Below are 21,288 nucleotides of genomic sequence, written 5' to 3' on the forward strand. Positions count from 1 at the left end.
CCATGACCGACACCAGCACCATCGACCGCAGCAAGGACGTCAGCCAGCCCGTCGAGCGGCTCGGCCCGGACGAAGCCCTCAAGCTGCACAGCAACTATCTGCGCGGCCATATCGACGAGGACCTGCTCGACCGGATCACCGGCGGCGTGACCTTCGCGTCCAACAAGCTGATGAAGTTCCACGGCATCTACCAGCAGGACGACCGCGACATCCGCGACGAGCGGCGGCGGCAGAAGCTGGAGCCGGCGCACAGCTTCATGGTCCGGGTCCGCCTTCCCGGTGGGATCTGCACGCCCGAGCAATGGCTCAAGGTCGACGAGCTCGCTCGCGCCCATGGCGGCAACACGATCCGGCTGACGACCCGCCAGACCTTCCAGTTCCACTGGATCGTCAAGGAAGACATCAAGCCGACCATCCAGGGCTTGCAGCAGGTGCTGCTCGATACGGTCGCGGCGTGCGGCGACGACGCGCGGACGGTGATGGCAACCGCCGATCCGCTCGACAGCGACGTCCATGCCGAGGTGGCGGCCCTGTCCCGGCAGCTCAGCGACCATGTCATCCCCAAGACCCGCGCTTATGCCGAGATCTGGTACGGGCAGGAGAAGGTCGCGACCACCGACGACGAGGAACCTTTCTACGGCCGGACCTATCTTCCGCGGAAGTTCAAGATCGGCTTTGCGGTCCCGCCGTTCAACGATATCGACATCTACACGCAGGACATGGGGTTCATCGCCATCGTCGGCGACGAGGGCGTGGAAGGTTTCAACCTGACGATCGGCGGCGGCATGGGCCGCAACGACCAGGACTTGAACACCTATGCCCGGCTCGGCGACGTGGTCGGCTATTTTCCCAAGGAGCGGTTGCTTGCCGTCGCCGATGCGGTGATGAGCGTCCAGCGCGACTACGGCAATCGCGCCGAGCGAAGCCGCGCCCGGTTTAAATATACGGTCGACGACAAGGGCCTCGGTTTCATCGTCGCGGCCATCGAGGAGCGCAGCGGCGCCCCGCTTGAGCCGGTCCGGCCCTTCGCGTTCGAGAGCAATGGCGATGCCTATGGCTGGCGGGTCACCGACCGCGGCCTGTTCAACTATGGTCTTTTCATCGAGAACGGCCGGATCGCCGGGCGGATGATGGACGGAATCGCTGCGATTGCCCGGGTTCACTCGGGCCAGATCCGGCTCACCCCCAACCAGAGCCTGAACATCGCCGGGATCGAGCCGGCGCGAAAGCCGATCATCGAGGCGCTGCTGAGCGAATATGGGCTGCTGGGGAGCGATCAGGGCAGCGCTCTGCGGCTGAACTCGATGGCTTGCGTCGCGCTTCCGACCTGTCCGCTGGCGATGGCGGAGGCGGAGCGCTACCTCCCCGAACTCGTCACGAAGATCGAGGGCCTGCTCGCCGAGCACGGGCTCAGCGACGAGCCGATCACCATCCGCATGACCGGCTGCCCCAACGGCTGCGCCCGCCCCTATGTCGCTGAGATTGCGCTGACCGGCCGTGCGCCGGGCAAATATAATCTTTGGCTCGGCGCCGGTTTCCACGGCCAGCGGCTGAGCCGGCTGGTCGCGGAGAATATCGGAGAGGCGACCATCCTCGACATCCTCTCGGGCTATTTCGCCGCCTTCGCCGAGCGGCGCAAACCGGGGCAGCATTTCGGCGACTTCGTCGATTCCGAGCTCGACCGGGCGGCGGATCTCAGCGCCTTGACCGTGTGACGGCCGGGTGGGAGGGAACGGCATGTTCGTCCCGCCCGACCTTGCCGACTTCGCGCTCGAGCTGGCGCGGCTCGCGCGGCGCGAAACGCTGCCCCGCTTCGCCGCCGGCGTCGAGGCCAGCGACAAGGGTGGCCGCGAGTTCGACCCGGTCACGGAGGCCGACCGCGAGGCCGAGCGGGCGATGCGCGAGGCCATTGCTGCGCGCTTCCCCGATCATGGGATCCGCGGCGAGGAGTTCGGCGACCGGCCGGGCGACAGCCGGTGGAGCTGGTCGCTCGATCCGGTCGACGGCACCCGCAGCTTCATCTGCGGCCTGCCGAGCTGGGTGACTCTGATCGCGCTGTTGGACCAAGGCCGTCCTGTTCTCGGCGTGATCGACGCACCGGTGCTGAATGAGACCAACCTTGGCCATGACAAAACCGCGCGGGTCGGCGACCAGCCGGCGAGCACCAGCGGCTGCGTGCGGCTTGCCGATGCGCGACTGTCGACCACAGACCCCTGCATGTTCGGTGGTGCCGACGCGTCGGGGTTCGATGCCGTTCGCCGCGCGGCCAAGGTCGCCCGCTATGGACTCGACGGGTACGCCTACGCCCGGCTCGCGGCGGGGCGGCTCGATCTCGTCATCGAGAACCAGCTCAAGCCGCACGACTACAACGCGCTGATTCCGGTGATCCGCGCGTCCGGCGGACATATCGGCGACTGGCGGGGCGGCGAGGATTTCGGGTCGGGCGCCGTCGTCGCGGCGGCGTCCCGCGCGCTCTACGACGAGGCGGTGGCGCTGCTGCGCTCGGCGTGACGTTCGCGGAGGATGGCGACCACCTCCTCCCATCGCATCCCCTTGGCCTCGAACAGCACGGCGAGGTGGTAGAGAAGGTCCGCGGTTTCCTCGGCGATCCCGCGATTGTCGCGCGTGACTGCAGCGAGCGCGATCTCGACGCCTTCCTCGCCGATCTTCTGCGCGATGCGCTCGGGCCCGCGCGCGAGCAACTTGCGGGTGTAGCTGGTCTCGTCGGCCAAACCGGCGCGAGCGGCGACGATCGCGGAAAGCTCCGCCAGCCACGCCGGCCCGGCCGGCTCGCTCCCGCCGAAGCAACTCGCCGTGCCCTCGTGGCAGGTAGGACCGACTGGATCGGCGATGACCAAGAGAGCGTCGCCGTCGCAGTCCTCGTGCACGGCGACGAGGTTCAGCAGGTTGCCGCTGCTTTCGCCCTTGGTCCAGAGTCGCTGCCTGGAGCGGCTGAAGAAGGTCACCCGGCGCGTCTCCAGCGTCGCTGCGAGCGCGGCCCGGTCCATATAGCCGAGCATCAGCACGCGTCCGCTCGCCCCGTCCTGAACGATCGCCGGAAGCAGCCCGTCCATCTTCGCCCATGCGAGCGCGTCGAAGGCGTCGGCGCTCAGCGGCGCATTTCGATCCCGCATGAGACCAGATACTCCTTGAGGTCGGGAATGGCGATCAGCCGGTCGTGAAACACGGTCGCGGCGAGCGCGCCGCTGCAGCCGATCGCGAAGGCTTCGCGAAAATGCCCGGGCTTGCCGGCGCCGCCACTGGCGATGACGGGCACGGTCACCGCATCGATCAGCGCGGCGGTGTGGGCGAGGTCGTAGCCGGTGCGAACGCCGTCCTTGCTCATGCAGTTGAGGACGATCTCGCCCGCCCCGCGCTCCGTCGCCTCGACCGCCCAGGCAATCGCCTCGCGCCCGCTGTCGCGCATCGCATCGGGGCTGCCGGTGTACTGCTTGACGAGGAAGCGGCCGTCGGGTGCGGCGAAACTGTCGATCCCGAGCACGACGCATTGGCTGCCGAAGTCGCGCGCTAGTTCCTCAATCAGCGCTGGCCGTTCGAGCGCGGGCGAATTGACCGACAGCTTGTCCGCGCCATGATCGAGGCAGGCGGCGCCCTGGTCGCGGGTGCGGATCCCGCCGGCGACGGTGAAGGGAATGTCGATGACCTTGGCGACTTGCCGAACCCAGTCGAGGTCGAGCGTGCGGCCTTCCGCGCTGGCGGTAATGTCGTAGAAGACCAGCTCGTCGGCGCCCTCGTCGCGGTAGCGCAGCGCCTGTTCGACGATGTCGCCGGCGTCGCGATGGTCGCGGAACTGGACCCCCTTGACCACCCGGCCGTCCTTGACGTCGAGGCAGGGGATGATCCTAGGCGCGGGCAAGGCCGAGCGCCTCCGCAAGATCGAGCTGCCCTTCCCACAAAGCCTTGCCGACGATCGCGCCGTCGGTGCGCAGCCGGCGCAGGTCGTTCAGCGAGGTCACGCCGCCCGAGGCCTGCACCTTCAGCTGCGGCAGGCGTCGGGCAACCTCCTCGTAGAGGGCGAAGTTCGGGCCCTGCAGCATGCCGTCAAGCCCAATGTCGGTGAGCAGCAGGTGGACGGCGGTCGGAAAGCGCGCGGCGACATCCCACAGGCTGAGGCCGGTGTCCTCGGTCCAGCCGCTGACCGCGACCATCGGGTTGCCGCCTGCCATCCGGACATCGAGCGAAAGGGTGATCCGCTCGGGCCCGAACTCGTCGATCCAGGCGGCGACGGTGTCGGGCTGCTTGACCGCGAGGCTCCCGATCACCACCCGGCCGACGCCCGCGTCGACCATGCGTGCGAGCTGGTCGCGGGTACGGAAACCGCCGGCGACCTGGAGCTTGAGCGGCGCCGCGCGGGCGAGATCGGCGATGAGGTCGTGCTGGCGCGGTTCGCCCGCCCGGGCGCCGTCGAGGTCAACGATGTGCGCCCAGGTCGCATCCGCTTCGGCGAACCCGCGCAGCGCCGCGATGGGTTCGGCGGAATAGGTGGTGCGATCGTCGAAGCGGCCCTGGCGGAGCCGCACGGCCGAGCCGCCCATCAGGTCCATGGCAGGGTAGAGGATCACGACAGGAAGGCTTTCAGGAAACGCGCGCCGGCCTCGCCGCTGCGCTCGGGATGGAACTGCGCGCCGAGCCAGTTGCCGGAGCGGACGACCGCGCTGATCGGGCGGACGTGCTCGGCCGACGCGGCGGTCGCGGGACCGATGTCGGCGGCATAGCCGTGCGCAAAGTAGAGATAGTCGCCGGTGTCGAGGCCGAGATCCTCGTCGCTGACCGACACTTTGCTCCAGCCCATGTGCGGCACGGGCAAACCCGGCGCCGGTTCGAGCGCGCGCACCCGGCCAGGGACAATCCCGAGGCCCTCCGTATCGGCTTCCTCGCTGCCGTCGAACAGCAGCTGCATGCCGAGGCAGATGCCGAGCGCGGGTTGCCTGAGCGTCGGCAGAAGACGATCCAGCTCCCGCGCGCGAAGCTGCTCCATCGCATGTCCCGCCGCGCCGACGCCGGGGAGGAGGACGCGGTCGGCCGAGGCGAGATCCTCCGGGTCGCCCGTCAGCAGCGGCTCGACTCCGAACCGTCCGAACGACAGCATCAGCGAGCCGATGTTGCCGCAGCCATAGTCGACGATGGCGAGCTTCACAGCACGCCCTTGGTGCTCGGAACGTCCTGGCTGGCGCCCGCGCCCTCGATCCGCACCGCCTGCCGGAGCGCGCGGCCGAACGCCTTGAAACAGGCCTCGACCTTATGGTGGTCGTTCTCGCCCTCGACCTTCACGTGGATCGCGGCACCGAGCGCGTCGGCAAGCGAGCGGAAGACGTGTGGGGTCATCTCGGTCGGGTAATCGCCGATGTGGCTGGCCTCGAACGCGCCCTCGAAGCGGGCCAACGGGCGGCCGGAAAGGTCGATCAGCACCTGGGCTTCCGCCTCGTCCATCGGCAAAGCGAAACCGAACCGGCCGATCCCGCGCCGCTCGCCGAGCGCGTCCTTGAGCGCCTGGCCGAGCGCGAGGGCGCAATCCTCGACCGTGTGGTGGGCGTCGATCTCGGTGTCGCCCTCGCAGGACAGGATAAGGCTGAAGCCGGCGTGGGCGGCAATCTGGTCCAGCATATGGTCGTAGAAGGGGACGCCGGTGTCGATCCGGCGCGGGGCCGACCGGTCGAGATCCACCGCCACCGCGATCTGGGTTTCCCCGGTGTCGCGGGTGACCTCGGCGCGACGGCTCGCTCGTTCGCCGAGCGGGACGCCGAGCGCGGCGAGCGCGGCCTCGTTCTCCGCGTCGGTGCCGATCGTCAGCCGGAGCCCGCCCGGTGCGGCGTTGGGGCGGAAGCGGATGCGGATGCCGAGCGCGCGGAGTTTCGTGGCGAGCGCGGCCGGCTCGTCGACCTCGAAGAAGAGGAAATTGCCGCCGCCGTTGCGGATGTTGCGGACGATCGGCGAGCGTTCGAGCAGCCCGGCGAGGCGGTCGCGGTCGGCCTTGATGCGGGCGATCCGCTCGGCGTGAATGGCGCGGCGGGATGGGGAGAGGGCGAGCATCGCCGCCTCGATCGACAAAGTCGGCAGCGGATAGGGCGGGAGCGCTCGGGCGGCCATGGCGATGACGTCGGGCGTGCCGATCGCGCAGCCGATCCGCGCGCCCGCCAAGCCATAGGCCTTGGACAGGGTCTTGAGCACGACCAGGTTGTCGCGCCCGCAAGCTTCGGCGGCGAGGCTCGGGGTCGAGGCGAAGTCGAGATAGGCCTCGTCGACCACCACGATCGTGTCGGGCAGCGCCTCGGCGACCCGGACCAGCTCTTTTGGCGCGATCTCGTTGCCGGTCGGGTTGTTTGGCGAGCAGATGAAGGCGAGCTTGAGGTCGGCCTCGTCCTTCAGCGCCGCGACGAAGGCGTCGGCGTGGAAGTCATAGTCGGAGTCGAGCGGGACCTCGATCACCCGGCCGCCCTGCAGCTTCACGAAATGCTCGTAGGCGGAGAAGCTGGGCGTGCAGATCGCGACGGCGTCGGTGCCGGGGCGGACGAAGGCGCGGATGAGGATCTCGATCGCGTCGTCTGCGCCGCGGGTCACGACGAGGTTGTCCGGCTCGACCCCGTACAGCGCGCTCATCGCCTGGACGAGACGCGCGGGCTGCGGCTCGGGGTAGCGGTTGACCCTGGTCGCCAGCGCGCCGTCGAGCAGCGGCGGATAGGGGTTCTCGTTGGCATCGAGCTTGATCGCGTCGCCGCCGAACGCGGCATTCGCCTTGGCGGCGATGTCGAACGGCTCGAGCGCGAGCACTTCGGGGCGGGCGAGGCGGGTGGCGAAGCTCATGCCGCGGGCTCCAGCCGGCAATCGGCCGAGCGGGCGTGGGCTTCCAGCCCCTCCATCCGGGCGAGGGTCGCGGCCGGGCCAGCAATGCGCGCGGCGGCGGCGGGGGTCACGGTCTGCACGCTCATCGCCTTCATGAAGCTGTAGACGCTGATCCCGCCCCAGGCGCGGGCGGCGCCGTCGGTGGGCAGGACATGGCTGGACCCGGCAAGATAGTCGCCAAAGGTCTCGGAGGCCGTGCAGCCGGCGAACACCGCGCCGGCGTTGCGGATCGCGGGCAGCAGCGCATCGGGATCGCTCACCGCGAGGCTGAGATGTTCGGGCGCATAGGTGTTGGCGACCTCGGCGGCGGCGGCGAGATTGGCGGTGAGGACGAAGCGTGCGGCCTTCAGCGAGCGGCGCGCGAGATCGGCGCGGGGGAGCGTGGCGACCTGCTGTTCGACCTGTCCGCGTATCGCTTCTAGCAGCGGCTGCGACGGCGTGGCGAGCAGTACCTGCGCGGCGGAGTCATGTTCGGCCTGGCTGAGCAGATCGGCGGCGACGGTGCGGGGGTTGGCGCGGTCGTCGGCGATGACCATCAGCTCGCTCGGACCCGCGGGCATGTCGATCGCGGGACCGTGCGCCATGCTGGCGACGAGCCGCTTGGCCTCCGCGACCCAGGCGTTGCCGGGGCCGCAGATCTTGTCGCAGCGGGGGATTGGGCCGGCGCCGAACGCCAGCGCGGCGATTCCCTGCGCGCCGCCGACGGTCCAGACCGTGTCGACTCCCGACAGTTCGGCAGCGAGCGCGACGACCGGGTCCAGCCCGCCTTGAGCCCGCGGCGGCGTGATCACCACCAGTTCGCGCACGCCGGCAGCCTGGGCGGGAATGGCCAGCATGAGGAGGGTCGAGAAGAGCGGCGTCCTGCCGCCCGGGACGTAGAGGCCGACCCGGTCGATCGCGCGCCACAGCTTGCGGACGGTGAGCCCGGGCATCGTCTCGACCGCAATGTCGGCGGGGCGGCTCGCCGCGTGGAAGGCGCGGACGTTGGCGGCGGCGAGCTCGATGGCGGCGACCTGTTCGGCTGCGAGCGTGCGGCGCGCCTCCGCCGCGATCGGCGAGACCGTGACCGGGCGCGGAGCTTCGCCGTCGATCCGCTCGGCGATGGCGGCGAGCGCATCCCAGCCGCCATCGCGGACCTGGTCGACGATGCTGCGCACGCCGTCCTGCAACGCGGGGTCGCTGCGCTGCGCCGGACGAGCGAGCGCCGCCTCGCGCTCGGCCGGGCCGAGCTCTTCCCAGACCAGCGTCTTCACAGCATCATCTTCTCGATCGGGACGACGAGGATCGCCGAGGCACCCGCGCCCTTGAGCTTCTCCAGAGTCTCCCAGAACACGGACTCTTGGCACACCGCGTGGACGGCGAAGTGGCCCGGGCGGTCGCGCAGTGGAATCACCGTCGGAGCGTCGGCCCCCGGCAGCAGCGCGGCGATCGCGCGCAGGTTCTCGCCCGCGGCGTTGAGCATGATGTACTTGCTGCCCTTGGTCGCGAGCACGCCGTTGATCCGGCTCAGCATCTGCTCGGCGATGAAGGCGCGCGCATCGTCGAACGGCTTGGTCGTGCGGATGAGGACGGCCTGGCTTTCCAGCACCGTGTCGACCGCCCGCAGATTGTTCGCCTCGAGCGTGGCGCCGGTCGAGACGAGATCGCAGATGAAGCCGGCGATTCCCAGCCGCGGCGCCAGCTCGACCGCGCCGCTCATCTTGACCACGCTGGCCTTGATCCCGTGCCGCGCGAGGAAGGCGCGGGTGAGCAGCGGATAGGAGGTGGCGATCCGTGCCCCGGCGAGCGACTGCGGCCCGTCGTAGGCGGTGCCCTCGGGCGCGGCGATGCGCAGGCTGCAGCGGCCGAAGCCCAATTCGGCAAGCACCTCGTAGCCGGGCTCCTCCTGCCCCGCCGCGAACTCCTCCAGCACGTTCTGGCCGACGATCCCGAACTCGCATACGCCATCGCTGACGAAGGTCGGGATGTCGTCGTCGCGGACGAACATCAGCTCGGCCGGGAAATTCTCGACCCGGGCGGTCAGGCTGTTCTTGCCCGACTGGATGCGGAACCCCGTTTCGCGCAGCAGGTCGCGGCTCTGGTCAGACAGGCGCCCGCTCTTCTGCAGGGCGATGTGGAGGCGGGAGCGGTCAGCGAGCATCGCCGGTTCCCAGCGCGTCGATGACGGAACGATAGCCCTGGTTCTGCTCCTGGCGGAGGAAGCGGCCGACCCGGACGATGGTCGTGGTCGAGACTCCGGTAGCCTCGTGGATCTCGCGGTAGCTGAGGTCAGAGCCGTCGAGCAGCCGGGCGACGTGGAGCCGCTCCGCGAGGGTGCGGATCTCGGCCGGGGTGCACAGGTCGAGCAGCAGGCGACGCATGGACTCCCGGTCGCGCGGGGTCAGCAGTGCGTTGCACAGGTCGCCGGTCAGCGCGGCAAGATCGCGCGTCGGCTGAAGCCTCGCGCCGGTGGTCGCGTCCATTCTTGTTGTTCCATCGTGCTAATACGATGAAACGCCAGATAGGCCGGGATCGGCGCGAGTCAAGCCTTGCCGCACCCGTCTTGCAAGCAAAGGCGAACTCTTGCCTCGTCCTCAACCTGGCGGGACTTGAGGATGCCGACAACTAGCGAAGCAGGGTGCGGAGCCGCTGCGCCAGCAGGTCGGCGGCACCTGGATCGGCGACCGCGATGAAGATGGTGTCGTCGCCGCAAATGTTGCCGACCATCTCCGGCGGGCCGGCCTCGTCGAGCGCGACGCCGACGAGGTGAGCCGATCCGGGCGGCGTCTTGAGGACGAGGAGGTTGCCCGCGACGGCGACCGAGCGGACCCACTCGCCGACGATCGCCGTCAGCCGGTCGCCGGCCTGCGATGGGCGCGGCGGCAGAGAGTAGCCCTGTCGTTCCTTGACGGCGCCGAGCTGCTCCAGGTCGCGCGACACGGTCGCCTGCGTGACGGCGAACCCGCGCTCGCGAAGCGCCGCGACGAGCTGCTCCTGGCTCGGATGAGCGCGGCTTTGGAGCAGCTCGGCGAGTGCCCTTCGTCGCTCTTCCGGCTGGCTGCGTTGAGTGGGCAATGCGCGTCTCCGGCTATTTTCATGCATAGTGTTGCATAACTATACAAAAAGGTGAATAGCGCGCCTCCCATGATTCGAATGGCCATTCTCGGGGCTTCCGGCTACGTCGGCGGCGAACTGCTGCGCCTCTGCGCGGCCCACCCGCAGCTGCGCGCGACACGGCTGTTCGGCGACAGCAAGGCCGGGCAGAGCGTCGGCGCGGTCCATCCGCACGTCGCGCCGGCCTACCGCGACGCGATCGTGGAAAGCTGGTCCGAAGCCGCGCTGGACGGGGTCGACCTCGTCTTCGCCGCCCTGCCGCATGGCGAGAGCAAGAAGCTCGCCGGCACGATCCTCGACCGCGGTATTCCCTTCGTCGATCTCGGGGCCGACTTCCGGCTGCACGATCCGGCCGATTACGAGCGCTGGTACAAGGAACCGCATGCGGCCGCCGATCTCCTGCCGAATTTCGTCTACGGCATTCCCGAGCTGCATCGCGAGACGATCCGCGGTGCGAAGGCGGTCGCAGCCGCCGGCTGCTACCCGACCGCCGCCATTCTCGCGCTCAAGCCGCTGGTCGAGGCGGGTATGGTCGAGCCAACGTCGATCATCGTCGATGCCGCCTCGGGGGTCAGCGGCGCCGGGCGCGCGCTGAAGGAAGGGACGAGCTTCAACACGGTCGACGGCAGCTTCGCCGCCTACGGGCTCCTCTCGCATCGCCACACGGCGGAGATGGAGCAGGAGCTCGGCGCCACCATCCTGTTCACGCCGCATCTCGTCCCGATGACCCGCGGAATCCTCGCCACCTGCTACGGCTCGGCGACCCGATCGATGAACCCCGACGCACCCCTTCAGGCGCTGCGGGATGCCTATGCCGACGAGCCTTTCGTCCATGTCACCGCCGATCCGCCCGCGACCAAGTGGGTCGCCGGCTCCAACGCGGTCCAGCTGACCGCTCGCTACGACGAGCGGACCGGGCGGGTGCTGGCGCTGTCGGCGATCGACAATCTCGGCAAGGGCGCCGCCGGGCAGATGATCCAGTGCGCCAACCTCATGCTCGGCCTCGACGAGGGCGCCGGGCTGTCCAACTGCGGAGTCTTTCCATGAGCGTCACCGCCGCCGAGGGCTTCGTCGCCGCCGGCTGCCATGCCGGGATCAAGCCGGAGCGTCCCGACCTTGCGCTTTGCCGGACCGAGGACTCCCGGCCGGTCCCGGCGGCCGCGGTCTTCACCACCAACAAGTTCACCGCCCCGCCGGTCGACGCCAGCCGCGAGCGGCTGCAGGCGAACGGCGGACGCGCGGTCGGCTTCATCGTCAATTCGGGCAACGCCAATGCGGGCACCGGCGACAAGGGGCGCGGCGCTGCGGAAGCCATGTGCCAGGCGGCGGCTGATGCGTTTGGCTGCGAAACCAGCGACGTGCTGGTCTGCTCGACCGGGCTGATCGGCTTCGAGCTGCCGATGGACAGGATCCTCGACGCCACGCCGACGCTTGCCGCGACCCTGTCGCGCGAGGGAGGTTCTGCGGCGGCCGAGGCGATCCTCACCACCGACAACCGGGCGAAGGAAGCGCTAGTCCGCGGCAACGGATTCACCGTCGGCGGCATGGCCAAGGGCTGCGGCATGATCGCGCCCAACATGGCGACCATGCTCGCCTTCATCACCACCGACGCGGAGCTCAGCGCTGAGGAGATGCAGCCGATGCTCCGCCGTGCGGCGGACGCGACCTTCAACGTACTCAGCATCGACGGCGCGACCTCGACCAACGACACCGTCTTCCTGCTCGCCAGCGGCCGCCGGGGGCGTCCCGACCTCGAGGAGTTCGAGGATGCGCTGAATCAGGTCTGCGAGGAGCTGATGCTGCAGATGGCGCATGACGGCGAGGGAGTCACCAAGGTCGCGCAGATCCATGTCGCCGGCGCCGCCAGCGACCGCGACGCACGGACCATCGCCAAGGCGATCAGCAACAACATGCTGATCAAGTGCAGCTGGGCGGGCGGCGATCCCTACTGGGGCCGCATCCTCGGCGCGGCGGGCAGTTGCGGCGCCGAGTTCGACAAGGAAGACGCGTCGGTCGCCTACGGCGGGATCACCGTCGCGCGCGGCGGGATCGAGATCGAGCACGACCGCGCGGCGGTTGTCGCGCACATGGCGCAGGACGAGATCGAGATCCTCGTCGACCTCGGGCTCGGCACCGGTTTCGGCCGCGCGGTCGGGGTCGACCTCGGCCCCGGCTACATCAAGGAAAACGTCCAGACCTCATGACCGCGCTCACGCCCCCGCAGACCGCCAACATCCTCGTCGAGGCGCTGCCCTACATCCGCCAGTTCGCCGGCAAGGTGGTGGTGGTGAAGCTCGGCGGCTCCTCGATCGACCAGGAGACGCTCGACCGCGCGCTGGCGCAGGACGTGCTGCTGCTGCGCAGCGTCGGGGTGCGCTGCGTCGTCGTCCACGGCGGCGGCCCGCAGGTCAACGCGCTGCTCAAGCGGCTCGGCAAGGAACCGAAGTTCGAGAACGGCCTCAGGGTCACCGACGAGGACACGCTCGAGGTGGTCCGAATGGTGCTGGTCGGCAAGATCAACCGCGACCTGGTCGCGACGATCAACGGGCAGGCCGGCACGGACCCGGCGGCGGTCGGCATCTCCGGCGAGGACGCCGGGCTGCTGACGGTTGAGGCGATCGACCCCCGCCTGGGCTTCGTCGGCAGCGTGACCGAGGTCCGCGCCGCCTATCTCCACCGGCTGCTCGACGAAGGCTTCGCGCCCGTCGTCTCGACCATCGGCTCGGACGTGTCCGGCCAGCCGCACAACATCAATGCCGATGATGCGGCCCGCGCGATTGCGGTGGCAATGGGCGCGGAGAAGCTGGTCTATCTGACTGCGGCTCCGGGCTTGCTCGAGGACGTCAACGACGAGGGCAGCCTCGTGCCGGCGCTGTCAGCCGAGGATCTTCGCCGCCGGATCGGCGATGCAAGCATTAGCGCGGGCATGATCCCCAAGCTCCAGGCCTGCCTAGAAGCGGTCGAGGGCGGGGTCGGCGCCGCGCACATCATCGATGGCCGCGTTCCCCATGCCTTGCTGATCGAGCTGCTCACCGCCAAGGGCGTCGGCACCAAGGTGACGCTGGAGCCGCAAGCATGAACGACCTGCTGACGATCGCCGCGCTGAGCCGCGCCGATATCGACCGCATCTTGTCGCTGGCCGAGATGCCGATCGGGTCCGCGCGCCCGCTCGAGGGCAAGGGCGTAGCGCTCTATTTCGAGAAGCCGAGCGCGCGCACCCGCAACTCGACCGAGATGGCGGCGGTCCAGCTTGGCGGCCATCCCATCTATCTGCAGCCGGCGGAGCTGGGCATCGGCACCCGCGAGACACCCGAGGACGTCGCCCGCACCCTCGCCTGCTACCATAGCCTGATCTGCGGCCGGGTGTTCGACCACAAGGTGCTGGAAGCGATGGCGACGGCGACGCCGGTGCCGGTGCTCAACATGCTGTCCGACCGCGACCACCCGCTCCAGGCGCTGGCCGACCTGCTCACCATCCGGCAGCTGATGGGGCGGATCGAAGGCGTCAAAATTGCCTTTATCGGCGAGGCGAACAATGTCTCGCGCTCGCTTGCCGATGCCTGCGCGCTGGTCGGGTCCGAGCTGCGGGTCGCCTCGCCCGCGGGCTTCGGCTTCGCGCCGGGAACCCCGGCGGTGACCCAGTTCGTCGACCCGCACGAGGCGATCGAGGGCGTCGACGTCGTATACACCGACGTCTGGGTGTCGATGGGAGATCCCGAAAGCGACGAGAAGCGCGAGGCGTTCGAACGCTTCCAAGTCAACGAAGCGCTGATAGCGCTGAGCCCGCACGCCCACTTCCTCCATTGCCTCCCCGCGCATCGCGGCGAGGAGGTCACCCATGCGGTGATGGAGGGACCGAACTCGGCGGTCTGGCGTCAGGCCGAGAACCGCATGCACAGCGCGCGGGGCGCGCTCCACTGGATGATCGAGGGTTAAGACAACGATGGCGGACAAGAAGCTGAAGGTAGTGCTGGCCTATTCGGGCGGGCTCGACACCTCGATCATCCTCAAGTGGCTGCAGACTGAATATGACGCGGAGGTGGTGACCTTCACCGCCGACCTCGGCCAGGGCGAGGAGGTCGAGCCGGCGCGGCGCAAGGCCGAGCTGCTGGGGGTCAAGCCGGAGAACATCTTCATCGACGACCTGCGGGAGGAGTTCGTCCGCGACTTCGTCTTCCCGATGTTCCGCGCCAACACCGTCTATGAGGGTCAGTATCTGCTCGGCACCTCGATCGCCCGGCCGCTGATCGCCAAGCGCCAGATCGAGATCGCGCGCCAGGTCGGCGCCGACGCGGTGTGTCACGGCGCGACCGGCAAGGGGAACGACCAGGTCCGCTTCGAGCTCGGCTATTACGCGCTGGAACCCGACATCCGCGTGATCGCCCCGTGGCGCGAATGGCAGTTCGCCAGCCGCGAGCAGCTGATCGACTTCGCCGAGAAGAACCAGATCCCGATCAGCAAGGACAAGCGCGGCGAAAGTCCCTTTTCGATCGACGCCAACCTGCTTCATTCGTCGAGCGAGGGAAAGGTGCTGGAGGATCCGGCGCAGGAAGCGCCGGAATATGTCCACCAGCGCACCATCTCGCCCGAAGAAGCGCCGGACCAGCCGACCATCGTCACCATCGGTTTCGAGAAGGGCGACCCCGTTTCGATCGACGGCGAGGCGCTGTCCCCTGCCGCGCTGCTGACGAAGCTCAACCAGCTCGGCCACGACAATGGGATCGGCCGCCTCGACCTCGTCGAGAACCGCTTCGTCGGCATGAAGTCGCGCGGCGTCTATGAAACCCCGGGTGGGTCGATCCTTCTTCCGGCCCATCGCGGGATCGAGAGCATCACGCTCGATGGCGGGGCGATGCACCTCAAGGACGAGCTGATGCCGCGCTACGCCAAGCTCATCTACAACGGGTTCTGGTTCTCGCCCGAGCGCGAGATGCTGCAGGCGCTGATCGACAAGAGCCAGGAGCATGTCACCGGCACGGTCACGATGAAGCTCTACAAGGGCAATGCGACGGTGATCGGGCGGGAAAGCGCCCACTCGCTCTACGACGAGGACCTCGTCACCTTCGAGGAAGGCAGCGGCAGCTACGACCAGCGCGACGCCGCCGGGTTCATCAAGCTCAACGCGCTGCGGCTGCGGATCGCGGCGCAGCGGGAGAAGAAGCTGGCGAGATAATTGATACCTCTCCGTTGCGAAGCAATGGGGAGGTATGAGGGTAGCTAAATTCCCAGTTCCGCCCTCGCTCGTGCGACCTGCTCGCGCACCCGGACGGGAGCGGTCCCGCCATAGCTCGTCCGGCTGGCGACGCTCGCCTCGACCGTCAGCACGCCGAACACCCGCTGGTCGATGCGGTCGTCGATCTCGCGCAGTGTGGCCAGTGGCAGTTCCGGCAGGTCGCAGCCGCGCTCCTCGGCCGCCTTCACCGCTCGGCCGGTAATATGGTGGGCCTCACGGAACGGCACGTTCGCCTCCCGCACCAGCCAGTCGGCAAGGTCGGTGGCGGTGGAGAAGCCGGTCGCCGCTGCGGCGCGCATCCGCTCTGGCACGAAGGCGCACTCGGCGACCATCCCGGTCAGCGCCTGCAGGCACAGCATCAAGAGATCGTGCGCCTCAAACACCGGCTCCTTGTCGTCCTGCATGTCCTTGGAATAGGCGAGCGGAAGCCCCTTCATCGTGACCATCAGGCTGGTCATGCAGCCCATGATCCGCCCGGTATGCCCGCGCACCAGCTCGGCCGCGTCGGGGTTACGCTTCTGCGGCATGATCGAGCTGCCGGTCGAGTAGCTGTCGGGCAGGCGGACGAAGCCGAACGGCGCCGAGGCCCAGATGATCAGCTCTTCCGCCAGTCGCGATAAGTGCAGGCTGCACTGGACCGCGGCGGTCAGGTAATCGAGCGCGAAGTCGCGGTCCGAAACGCTGTCGAGGCTGTTGGCCGTCGGCCGGTCGAACCCGAGCGCCGCCGTCGTCTTGTCGCGGTCGAGGGGGAAGCCGGTGCCGGCCAGCGCCGCGCTGCCCAGCGGGCACTCCCCGGCCCGCGCCAGCGCATCGGCGAAGCGCGAGCGGTCGCGCCGGAGCATCTCGAAATAGGCGAGCATGTGGTGGCCGAGCGTCACGGGTTGCGCGACCTGCAGGTGGGTGAAGCCAGGCATCACCGTGTCGGCGTGCTGCTCGGCGACCTCGACCAGCACCATCTGGAGGTCGCGGATCGTCTCGCCCGCCGCTTCCAGCGCGCCGCGCACCCACAGCTTGAAGTCGGTCGCCACCTGGTCGTTGCGCGAGCGGGCGGTATGAAGCCGCCCCGCCGCGGGCCCGATCAGCTCGGCGAGCCTGCTCTCGGTCGCCATGTGGATGTCCTCGAGCGCGAGGTCGTCGGGCAGGTTGCCGGCGGCATAGTCGCGCTCGATCCGGTTGAGCCCGTCGATGATCTCCCGGGTGTCGTCGGCGGAGAGGATGCCTTGGTCGCCGAGCATCCGCGCATGGGCCTTCGACCCCGCGATGTCCTCGCGCCACAGCGCCTTGTCGAACGGGAGCGAGGCGTTGATCCGCTGCATGATCCGCGCCGGCTCGGCGGCGAAGCGGCCACCCCACATCTTGTTCGACTGGTCCTGGGTCATGGGCGGGCTTTGTCATGCACGGAACGCCCCCGCAACCTTCCTCCGTGCTGCCGGTTGAGCGCGTGCGGATGGGATTGTTGCAAGGAACAGGAATGAACGCCGAACGCGGCACGCTGAAGGCTGCGGTCCAGACCGGACCGGGGCGGATGGACACTCGCGAACTCGAATTGCCGGAGCCAGGCGCCGGCCAGGTGCGCGTGAAGATCGAAGGCTGCGGCGTTTGCGCCTCCAACCTCACGCCGTGGAGCGGGCCGGAGTGGATGAGCTTTCCCGGCGAGCCCGGAGGGCTCGGCCACGAGGGCTGGGGCACGATCGAGGCCGTCGGCGAGGGTGTCGACGGGTTCGCCGTCGGCGACCGCGTGGCCGCCCTCTCCTACCACAGCTATGCCAGCCACGACCTGGCCGACGCCGACAAGATCGTGAAACTTCCGCCCGAGCTCGCCGGCCAGCCCTTCCCCGGCGAGCCGCTGGGCTGCGCCTTCAACATCTTTCGCCGCGCCGACATCCACGCCGGGCAGACCGTCGCCATCGTCGGCATCGGCTTTCTCGGCGCGATCCTGACCCGGCTGGCGACCGACGCCGGCGCACGGGTGATCGCCATCTCGCGGCGCCCCTTCTCGCTCGACGTCGCGCGGCAGTTCGGCGCGGCCGAGACGATCCCGATGGAGGACCATCACGGGATCATCGAACGGGTGAAACAATTGACCGCCGGCAAGTTTTGCGCGCGCGTCATCGAGGCGGTCGGCAAGCAGTGGCCGCTCGATCTCGCCGCCGAGATCACCGCCGAGCGCGGCAAGCTGATCGTCGCCGGCTACCACCAGGACGGGCCGCGCCAGGTCAACATGTGGCTGTGGAATTGGCGCGGCATCGACGTGATCAACGCCCACGAACGTGATCCTCAGGCCTATGTCGAGGGCATCCGCGAGGCGGTCGACGCCGTCGCAAGCGGTCGGCTCGACCCCTCCCCGCTCTACACCCACAGCTACCGGCTGGAGGAATTGGGGCAGGCGCTCAACGACACCCGCGACCGCCCCGACGGCTTCCTCAAGGCGATCGTTCGCCCATGACGGCCAAGCCGCAGCTCGGCTTTCTCGGCACCGGCTGGATCGGCCGCCACCGGATGGAGGCGATGCTCGCGACCGGCGCGATCGAGGCGGTCGCAGTCGCCGAGCCCGACGACGAGAGCCGCGCCGCGGCGATCGGACTGGCGCCGGCCGCCATGCCGCTCGAGACCATCGACGAGCTGCTCGCGCAGGATCTCGACGGGATCGTCATCGCCAGCCCCAGCGCGCTTCACGCCGAGCAGTCGATCCGTGCGCTCGAGAAAGGGTTCGCGGTGTTCTGCCAGAAGCCGCTCGGCCGCAGCGCGGACGAGGTGCGTGGCGTGGTCGAGGCGGCTAGGACGGCGGACAAGCTGCTCGGGGTCGACCTCAGCTATCGCCACACGGCCGGCATGCAGGCGATCCATCCGCTGCTGCAGGGCGGCGAGCTGGGGCGGATCTTCGCCGCCGACCTCGTCTTCCACAATGCCTATGGGCCGGACAAGCCGTGGTTCTACGACCCCGCCCAGTCGGGCGGCGGCTGCGTGATGGATCTCGGTGTCCACCTGGTTGACCTCGCGCTGTGGGCGTTGGACTGGCCCGAGGTCATCGACGTCCAATCGCACCTGTTTGCCGACGGCGAGCCTCTGCGCGACCCGGCCGCACGCTGCGAGGATTATGCGGTCGCGACCATCACGCTGGCCGGGGGCGCGGTCATCCGGCTGGGCTGCTCGTGGCGGCTGCAGGCGGGGGTCGAGGCGGTAATCGGCGCGGACTTCTACGGAACGCAGGGCGGCGCGTCGCTTCGCAACGAGGCGGGGAGCTTTTACGACTTCACCGCCCACCGTCTCGCCGGCACCCAGTCCAGCCCGCTTGCCGGGCTGGAGAGCGACTGGGGCGGCCGGGCGGCGACGGACTGGGCCCGGCGCCTTGCGGCCGGAGAAGGCTTTGCGGCTGAGGTGGAGCGACTAGTCGACGTGTCCGGCGTGCTCGACCGCATCTACCGCCGCGACTAGCGCGTCCAGCTTCGCTTCCATCTCGTCGGCAGCGGCGCGATTGCGGTCGGCTTCGGCCGGCCAGTGGCCGAGCATGTCCGCCGATAGCCGATGCGCGCCGATGCGGAAGGCGGCATAGGCGCGGAGCATGAAGTCGAGCAGCGCCGGATCGCTGTTCAACGACCGCGCCAGCCGGGTCGCGTCGTCGCTTGCGAGATCCAGCTCGAGGATCGCCCCCGCCACGTCCCAGGCGATGTCCTGCGGCCCGACGAGATCGTGCGCGCAGTGGTGGTCGGTGGCATCGGTCTTGAGCAGTTGGCCGGACGGGACCCGAAGCCACTCGTGCCGCTGCATCCGCCCGTCGATCGCGACCGGACTGACGAGACTGGTCAGTCGCTTGGTGTCCGGCTGCCACTTGCCGAGCTGGCGCGGCGCGTTGTGGCGGGCCATGACGACGAGCTCATCGAGCGTGGCTCCGCTCGTCGCCGGCAGCGCGGCTCGAACCTGCAGATAGGCGGCGAGCTCGTCGATCGTCGGGGCCGACGCGACGGCGTCCTCGTGCCAACGCTGCACCAGCCAGCCATAGGCTAGCCCGGCTGTCTCTGCGCCAAAGCCGGCATGGTGGAGCCGGCGGGCGAGCGCGAGGCGCTGCTCGCCGAGTTTGCCGATCCCGGCGAACCGCACCTGCCATGCGCCATCGGCGGTCCTGACCCGGTACTTGGTGGCTTCCCACATCGGGTTGATCGCCGGCCAGCCGAACTCGGCCAGGCCGCCCTCCGCCCGCCAGGCGCCTCCCGACAGGTTGACGAGCGGCTCGCGGAGTTCGCCGACTTGGGAGGTGACCCAAGTGGGCAGCCGTGGGCCGAGCAGCGCATTCGGTTCGATTATCGGCCGCTGCGCCCGCGCCCAGCGCTGACGATGACGCTCGCTCGCCTGTGCGCCAAGCGGACCGGCGTGACCGGGAAGGAAGGCAATCCGCTCCTCGGGAACGCCGTGCGACGCCAGCCAGTCCGCCACCGCGCCAAAGCTGCTGCCGGAGAGGCCGGGCCCCTCGTCGACCACGACATAGTGCGCCACGCCGTCGAGCAGCTTGGCCGACAGTTCGGCGTCGATCCTCAGTTCGCGGGCGAAGGGATCGCCGCTCGGTCGCAGCGTGGTCGGTCGGTCGGCATCCAGCACCGCAGCGGCCATGCAGGCAAGCCCGGAGCCGATGCTGCGCAGGCCGATGATCCGCGGCGGAGCGAGCAGTTGGAGCTGTTCGGCGGCGAGCGCATAGGCCTCCGGGTAGAGGACATAGAAGGCATGCCCCTCGGCCAGCCGGATCCGAACCTCGTCACCCGGGAAAAGCACCTTTGGCAGCGAGGGTATCGGCACCGCGTCGGCAAAGTCCGATTGCCAGCTGCGGACCAGCGCATGGCCGAGCGAGACCAGCCCGTCGAGAAGCGCCGCCTCCGTCGGCCGCGCCCGGTCCTCGCCAGCTGCTGCGAAGTCGCGGTCGGCGACACCCTGCGCGAGACCGGCGAGGCCGATGAACAGTCCTGCTAAGGCTGCATGGCGCTCAAGGCCCGGGCTTAGGCAATTGGCCCGCTCGCGCCGGTCGCGAAGCTCGTCGAGGCGCGCGTCGGCGGAGACCGTCTCTTCATGGTCTCCGTAGACGAGCATTCACTCGGCGGCGGCGAGCGTCGGCTGCTGCTGCTGGTGCGCGGCGCGGGTCGCCTCGTCGCTGAGTTCCTGCTGGAAGTAGGACATGGTCGCCTCCAGCCCGGCCTGAAGGTCGACGCGCGGTTCCCAGCCGAGCAGGCTTGCGGCCAGCGAGATGTCGGGCTTGCGGCGGCGCGGGTCGTCGGTCGGAAGCGGGAGATAGGCCACTTCGTTGCCGCTGCCCGCGAGCGCCAGCACCCGTTCGACCAGATCGCTGACGGTAAGCTCGTTCGGGTTGCCGAGGTTGACCGGGCCGGGCTGCGGGCCCTCGAAGGCCATCAGCCGCTCGATGCCGTCGACGAGGTCGTCGACGTAGCAGAAGCTGCGGGTCTGGCTTCCATCGCCGTAGATGGTGAGCGGATTGCCCGAGATCGCCTGGCAGATCACGTTGGAGACCACCCGGCCGTCGCACGGGTCCATGCGCGGGCCGTAGGTGTTGAAGATGCGCACCACCCGAACGTCGGCACGGCCCAGCCGGTCGAAGTCGAAGATCAGCGCCTCGGCCGCCCGCTTCCCTTCGTCGTAGCAGGCCCGCGGACCGGTGCAGCTGACCCAGCCGCGATATTCCTCGCGCTGCGGATGCACCTCCGGATCGCCGTAGACCTCGCTCGTGGAGGTCTGGAGGAAGCGGGCGCCGGTGCGCTCGGCCAGCCGCAGCAGGTTGCGGGTGCCGACCACATTGGTCAGCATCGTGTGCTCGGGATCGACCTGATAGTGCGGCGGCGAGGCCGCGCAGGCGAGATTGTAGATGTGGGTGAAGCGAGTGTTCGACACTTCCGGCGGAAGATCGTCGATCACGTCCGCGGTAACGATCTTCAGACCGGCCTTCGTCCTAAGATGCGCCAGGTTGACGAGGCGCCCGGTCTGGAGATTGTCGAGCACCACGACCTTCGCACCCTCGCCGAGCAGCCGCTCGACCAGGTGGGAGCCGATGAACCCCGCTCCCCCGGCGACCAACGCGGTCTTGTCGCTCGTCATGCGGTTAC

21 protein-coding genes are annotated in these 21,288 nt (G+C 69.1%); 9 read left to right on the forward strand and 12 right to left on the reverse strand.

All coding sequences use genetic code 11. The annotated features are described in order from the left end of the window. Nucleotides 1-2 precede the first annotated feature (2 nt). Both HMF7854_RS00585 and HMF7854_RS00590 read left to right on the forward strand, forming a co-directional pair. Complete coding sequence (locus tag HMF7854_RS00585) at nt 3-1,715, forward strand: NADPH-dependent assimilatory sulfite reductase hemoprotein subunit (RefSeq protein WP_126717335.1); 1,713 nt, start codon at nt 3-5, stop codon at nt 1,713-1,715. 22 nt (nt 1,716-1,737) lie between these two features. Then, a complete protein-coding gene (locus HMF7854_RS00590; protein ID WP_126717336.1) occupies nt 1,738-2,511 on the forward strand; it encodes an inositol monophosphatase family protein in 774 nt (257 codons plus the stop codon). Here HMF7854_RS00590 and hisIE read toward each other — a convergent pair. The 9 genes from hisIE to HMF7854_RS00635 form a co-directional block, all read right to left on the reverse strand. After that, the gene (gene hisIE, locus HMF7854_RS00595) at nt 2,475-3,134 is read right to left on the reverse strand and encodes a bifunctional phosphoribosyl-AMP cyclohydrolase/phosphoribosyl-ATP diphosphatase HisIE (RefSeq protein WP_126717337.1); all 660 of its coding nucleotides are present in this window, start codon (nt 3,132-3,134) and stop codon (nt 2,475-2,477) included. The genes HMF7854_RS00590 and hisIE overlap by 37 nt on opposite strands. Then, on the reverse strand, nt 3,110-3,877 hold the full coding sequence (hisF, locus tag HMF7854_RS00600; RefSeq protein WP_126717338.1) for an imidazole glycerol phosphate synthase subunit HisF: 768 nt from the start codon (nt 3,875-3,877) through the stop codon (nt 3,110-3,112). The genes hisIE and hisF overlap by 25 nt, the downstream gene beginning before the upstream one ends. Then, the gene (locus tag HMF7854_RS00605) at nt 3,864-4,583 is read right to left on the reverse strand and encodes a 1-(5-phosphoribosyl)-5-[(5-phosphoribosylamino)methylideneamino]imidazole-4-carboxamide isomerase (protein ID WP_126717339.1); all 720 of its coding nucleotides are present in this window, start codon (nt 4,581-4,583) and stop codon (nt 3,864-3,866) included. The genes hisF and HMF7854_RS00605 overlap by 14 nt, the downstream gene beginning before the upstream one ends. Beyond that, nucleotides 4,580-5,158 (reverse strand): imidazole glycerol phosphate synthase subunit HisH, encoded by a 579-nt coding sequence (gene hisH, locus HMF7854_RS00610; protein ID WP_126717340.1) that lies wholly within the window; start codon nt 5,156-5,158, stop codon nt 4,580-4,582. Before hisH ends, HMF7854_RS00605 begins: the two co-directional genes overlap by 4 nt. Continuing rightward, nucleotides 5,155-6,822: a histidinol-phosphate transaminase gene (hisC, locus tag HMF7854_RS15895; RefSeq protein WP_221766392.1), complete on the reverse strand. Its 1,668-nt coding sequence runs from the start codon at nt 6,820-6,822 to the stop codon at nt 5,155-5,157. The genes hisH and hisC overlap by 4 nt, the downstream gene beginning before the upstream one ends. After that, nucleotides 6,819-8,114, reverse strand: a complete 1,296-nt coding sequence (hisD, locus tag HMF7854_RS00620; RefSeq protein ID WP_126717341.1) for a histidinol dehydrogenase — start codon at nt 8,112-8,114, stop codon at nt 6,819-6,821. The genes hisC and hisD overlap by 4 nt, the downstream gene beginning before the upstream one ends. Continuing rightward, on the reverse strand, nt 8,111-9,001 hold the full coding sequence (gene hisG, locus HMF7854_RS00625) for an ATP phosphoribosyltransferase (protein ID WP_126717342.1): 891 nt from the start codon (nt 8,999-9,001) through the stop codon (nt 8,111-8,113). Before hisG ends, hisD begins: the two co-directional genes overlap by 4 nt. Next, nucleotides 8,991-9,323 (reverse strand): YerC/YecD family TrpR-related protein, encoded by a 333-nt coding sequence (locus tag HMF7854_RS00630; protein ID WP_126717343.1) that lies wholly within the window; start codon nt 9,321-9,323, stop codon nt 8,991-8,993. Before HMF7854_RS00630 ends, hisG begins: the two co-directional genes overlap by 11 nt. A gap of 142 nt (nt 9,324-9,465) precedes the next feature. Continuing rightward, nucleotides 9,466-9,915: an arginine repressor gene (locus HMF7854_RS00635; protein ID WP_221766393.1), complete on the reverse strand. Its 450-nt coding sequence runs from the start codon at nt 9,913-9,915 to the stop codon at nt 9,466-9,468. 69 nt (nt 9,916-9,984) lie between these two features. On the opposite strand from HMF7854_RS00635, the gene argC reads away from it, so the two are divergent. Genes argC through HMF7854_RS00660 form a run of 5 tightly spaced genes read left to right on the forward strand, consistent with a single transcriptional unit; the run spans nt 9,985 to nt 15,127 of the window. Beyond that, the gene (argC, locus tag HMF7854_RS00640) at nt 9,985-11,001 is read left to right on the forward strand and encodes an N-acetyl-gamma-glutamyl-phosphate reductase (protein ID WP_126717345.1); all 1,017 of its coding nucleotides are present in this window, start codon (nt 9,985-9,987) and stop codon (nt 10,999-11,001) included. Further along, nucleotides 10,998-12,158 (forward strand): bifunctional glutamate N-acetyltransferase/amino-acid acetyltransferase ArgJ, encoded by a 1,161-nt coding sequence (argJ, locus tag HMF7854_RS00645; RefSeq protein WP_126717346.1) that lies wholly within the window; start codon nt 10,998-11,000, stop codon nt 12,156-12,158. The genes argC and argJ overlap by 4 nt, the downstream gene beginning before the upstream one ends. Then, nucleotides 12,155-13,033 (forward strand): acetylglutamate kinase, encoded by an 879-nt coding sequence (gene argB / locus HMF7854_RS00650; RefSeq protein ID WP_126717347.1) that lies wholly within the window; start codon nt 12,155-12,157, stop codon nt 13,031-13,033. Before argJ ends, argB begins: the two co-directional genes overlap by 4 nt. After that, nucleotides 13,030-13,890 (forward strand): ornithine carbamoyltransferase, encoded by an 861-nt coding sequence (gene argF / locus HMF7854_RS00655; RefSeq protein WP_126717348.1) that lies wholly within the window; start codon nt 13,030-13,032, stop codon nt 13,888-13,890. Before argB ends, argF begins: the two co-directional genes overlap by 4 nt. 7 nt (nt 13,891-13,897) lie before the next feature. Continuing rightward, entirely contained in the window at nt 13,898-15,127 is a 1,230-nt protein-coding gene (locus HMF7854_RS00660) for an argininosuccinate synthase (RefSeq protein ID WP_126717349.1), read from the forward strand. A gap of 44 nt (nt 15,128-15,171) precedes the next feature. On the opposite strand, the gene argH is transcribed toward HMF7854_RS00660, so the two are convergent. Next, nucleotides 15,172-16,542, reverse strand: coding sequence for an argininosuccinate lyase (argH, locus tag HMF7854_RS00665; protein WP_126719979.1), 1,371 nt, complete (start codon nt 16,540-16,542; stop codon nt 15,172-15,174). Nucleotides 16,543-16,658: 116 nt separating this feature from the next. On the opposite strand from argH, the gene HMF7854_RS00670 reads away from it, so the two are divergent. Both HMF7854_RS00670 and HMF7854_RS00675 read left to right on the forward strand, forming a co-directional pair. Next, nucleotides 16,659-17,633: an MDR/zinc-dependent alcohol dehydrogenase-like family protein gene (locus tag HMF7854_RS00670; protein ID WP_126717350.1), complete on the forward strand. Its 975-nt coding sequence runs from the start codon at nt 16,659-16,661 to the stop codon at nt 17,631-17,633. Further along, nucleotides 17,630-18,622 carry a Gfo/Idh/MocA family protein gene (locus tag HMF7854_RS00675; protein ID WP_126717351.1) on the forward strand — a complete coding sequence of 331 codons (993 nt, stop codon included), beginning with the start codon at nt 17,630-17,632 and terminating at the stop codon, nt 18,620-18,622. Before HMF7854_RS00670 ends, HMF7854_RS00675 begins: the two co-directional genes overlap by 4 nt. Here the strand turns inward: HMF7854_RS00675 and HMF7854_RS00680 are convergent. Together HMF7854_RS00680 and HMF7854_RS00685 are read right to left on the reverse strand one after the other, a co-directional pair. After that, a complete protein-coding gene (locus HMF7854_RS00680; protein WP_126717352.1) occupies nt 18,575-20,263 on the reverse strand; it encodes a hypothetical protein in 1,689 nt (562 codons plus the stop codon). The two genes, HMF7854_RS00675 and HMF7854_RS00680, sit on opposite strands and share 48 nt — an antisense overlap. After that, nucleotides 20,264-21,280: a UDP-glucuronic acid decarboxylase family protein gene (locus HMF7854_RS00685; protein ID WP_126717353.1), complete on the reverse strand. Its 1,017-nt coding sequence runs from the start codon at nt 21,278-21,280 to the stop codon at nt 20,264-20,266. It lies immediately after the preceding gene. Between the last annotated feature and the right edge of the window lie 8 nt (nt 21,281-21,288).

It is taken from the genome of Sphingomonas ginkgonis (assembly GCF_003970925.1).
GTDB lineage: Bacteria > Pseudomonadota > Alphaproteobacteria > Sphingomonadales > Sphingomonadaceae > Sphingomicrobium > Sphingomicrobium ginkgonis.

Coding starts and splice junctions, on each gene's coding strand:
- hisC (WP_221766392.1), bottom strand. CDS start 6,822: ATGAGCTTCGCCACCCGCCTCGCCCGCCCCGAAGTGCTCGCGCTCGAG.
- hisG (WP_126717342.1), bottom strand. CDS start 9,001: ATGCTCGCTGACCGCTCCCGCCTCCACATCGCCCTGCAGAAGAGCGGG.
- argB (WP_126717347.1), top strand. CDS start 12,155: ATGACCGCGCTCACGCCCCCGCAGACCGCCAACATCCTCGTCGAGGCG.
- argH (WP_126719979.1), bottom strand. CDS start 16,542: ATGTGGGGTGGCCGCTTCGCCGCCGAGCCGGCGCGGATCATGCAGCGG.
- hisIE (WP_126717337.1), bottom strand. CDS start 3,134: ATGCGGGATCGAAATGCGCCGCTGAGCGCCGACGCCTTCGACGCGCTC.
- HMF7854_RS00685 (WP_126717353.1), bottom strand. CDS start 21,280: ATGACGAGCGACAAGACCGCGTTGGTCGCCGGGGGAGCGGGGTTCATC.
- HMF7854_RS00660 (WP_126717349.1), top strand. CDS start 13,898: ATGGCGGACAAGAAGCTGAAGGTAGTGCTGGCCTATTCGGGCGGGCTC.
- HMF7854_RS00585 (WP_126717335.1), top strand. CDS start 3: ATGACCGACACCAGCACCATCGACCGCAGCAAGGACGTCAGCCAGCCC.
- HMF7854_RS00590 (WP_126717336.1), top strand. CDS start 1,738: ATGTTCGTCCCGCCCGACCTTGCCGACTTCGCGCTCGAGCTGGCGCGG.
- argF (WP_126717348.1), top strand. CDS start 13,030: ATGAACGACCTGCTGACGATCGCCGCGCTGAGCCGCGCCGATATCGAC.
- argC (WP_126717345.1), top strand. CDS start 9,985: ATGATTCGAATGGCCATTCTCGGGGCTTCCGGCTACGTCGGCGGCGAA.
- HMF7854_RS00630 (WP_126717343.1), bottom strand. CDS start 9,323: ATGGACGCGACCACCGGCGCGAGGCTTCAGCCGACGCGCGATCTTGCC.
- argJ (WP_126717346.1), top strand. CDS start 10,998: ATGAGCGTCACCGCCGCCGAGGGCTTCGTCGCCGCCGGCTGCCATGCC.
- HMF7854_RS00670 (WP_126717350.1), top strand. CDS start 16,659: ATGAACGCCGAACGCGGCACGCTGAAGGCTGCGGTCCAGACCGGACCG.
- HMF7854_RS00675 (WP_126717351.1), top strand. CDS start 17,630: ATGACGGCCAAGCCGCAGCTCGGCTTTCTCGGCACCGGCTGGATCGGC.
- HMF7854_RS00680 (WP_126717352.1), bottom strand. CDS start 20,263: ATGCTCGTCTACGGAGACCATGAAGAGACGGTCTCCGCCGACGCGCGC.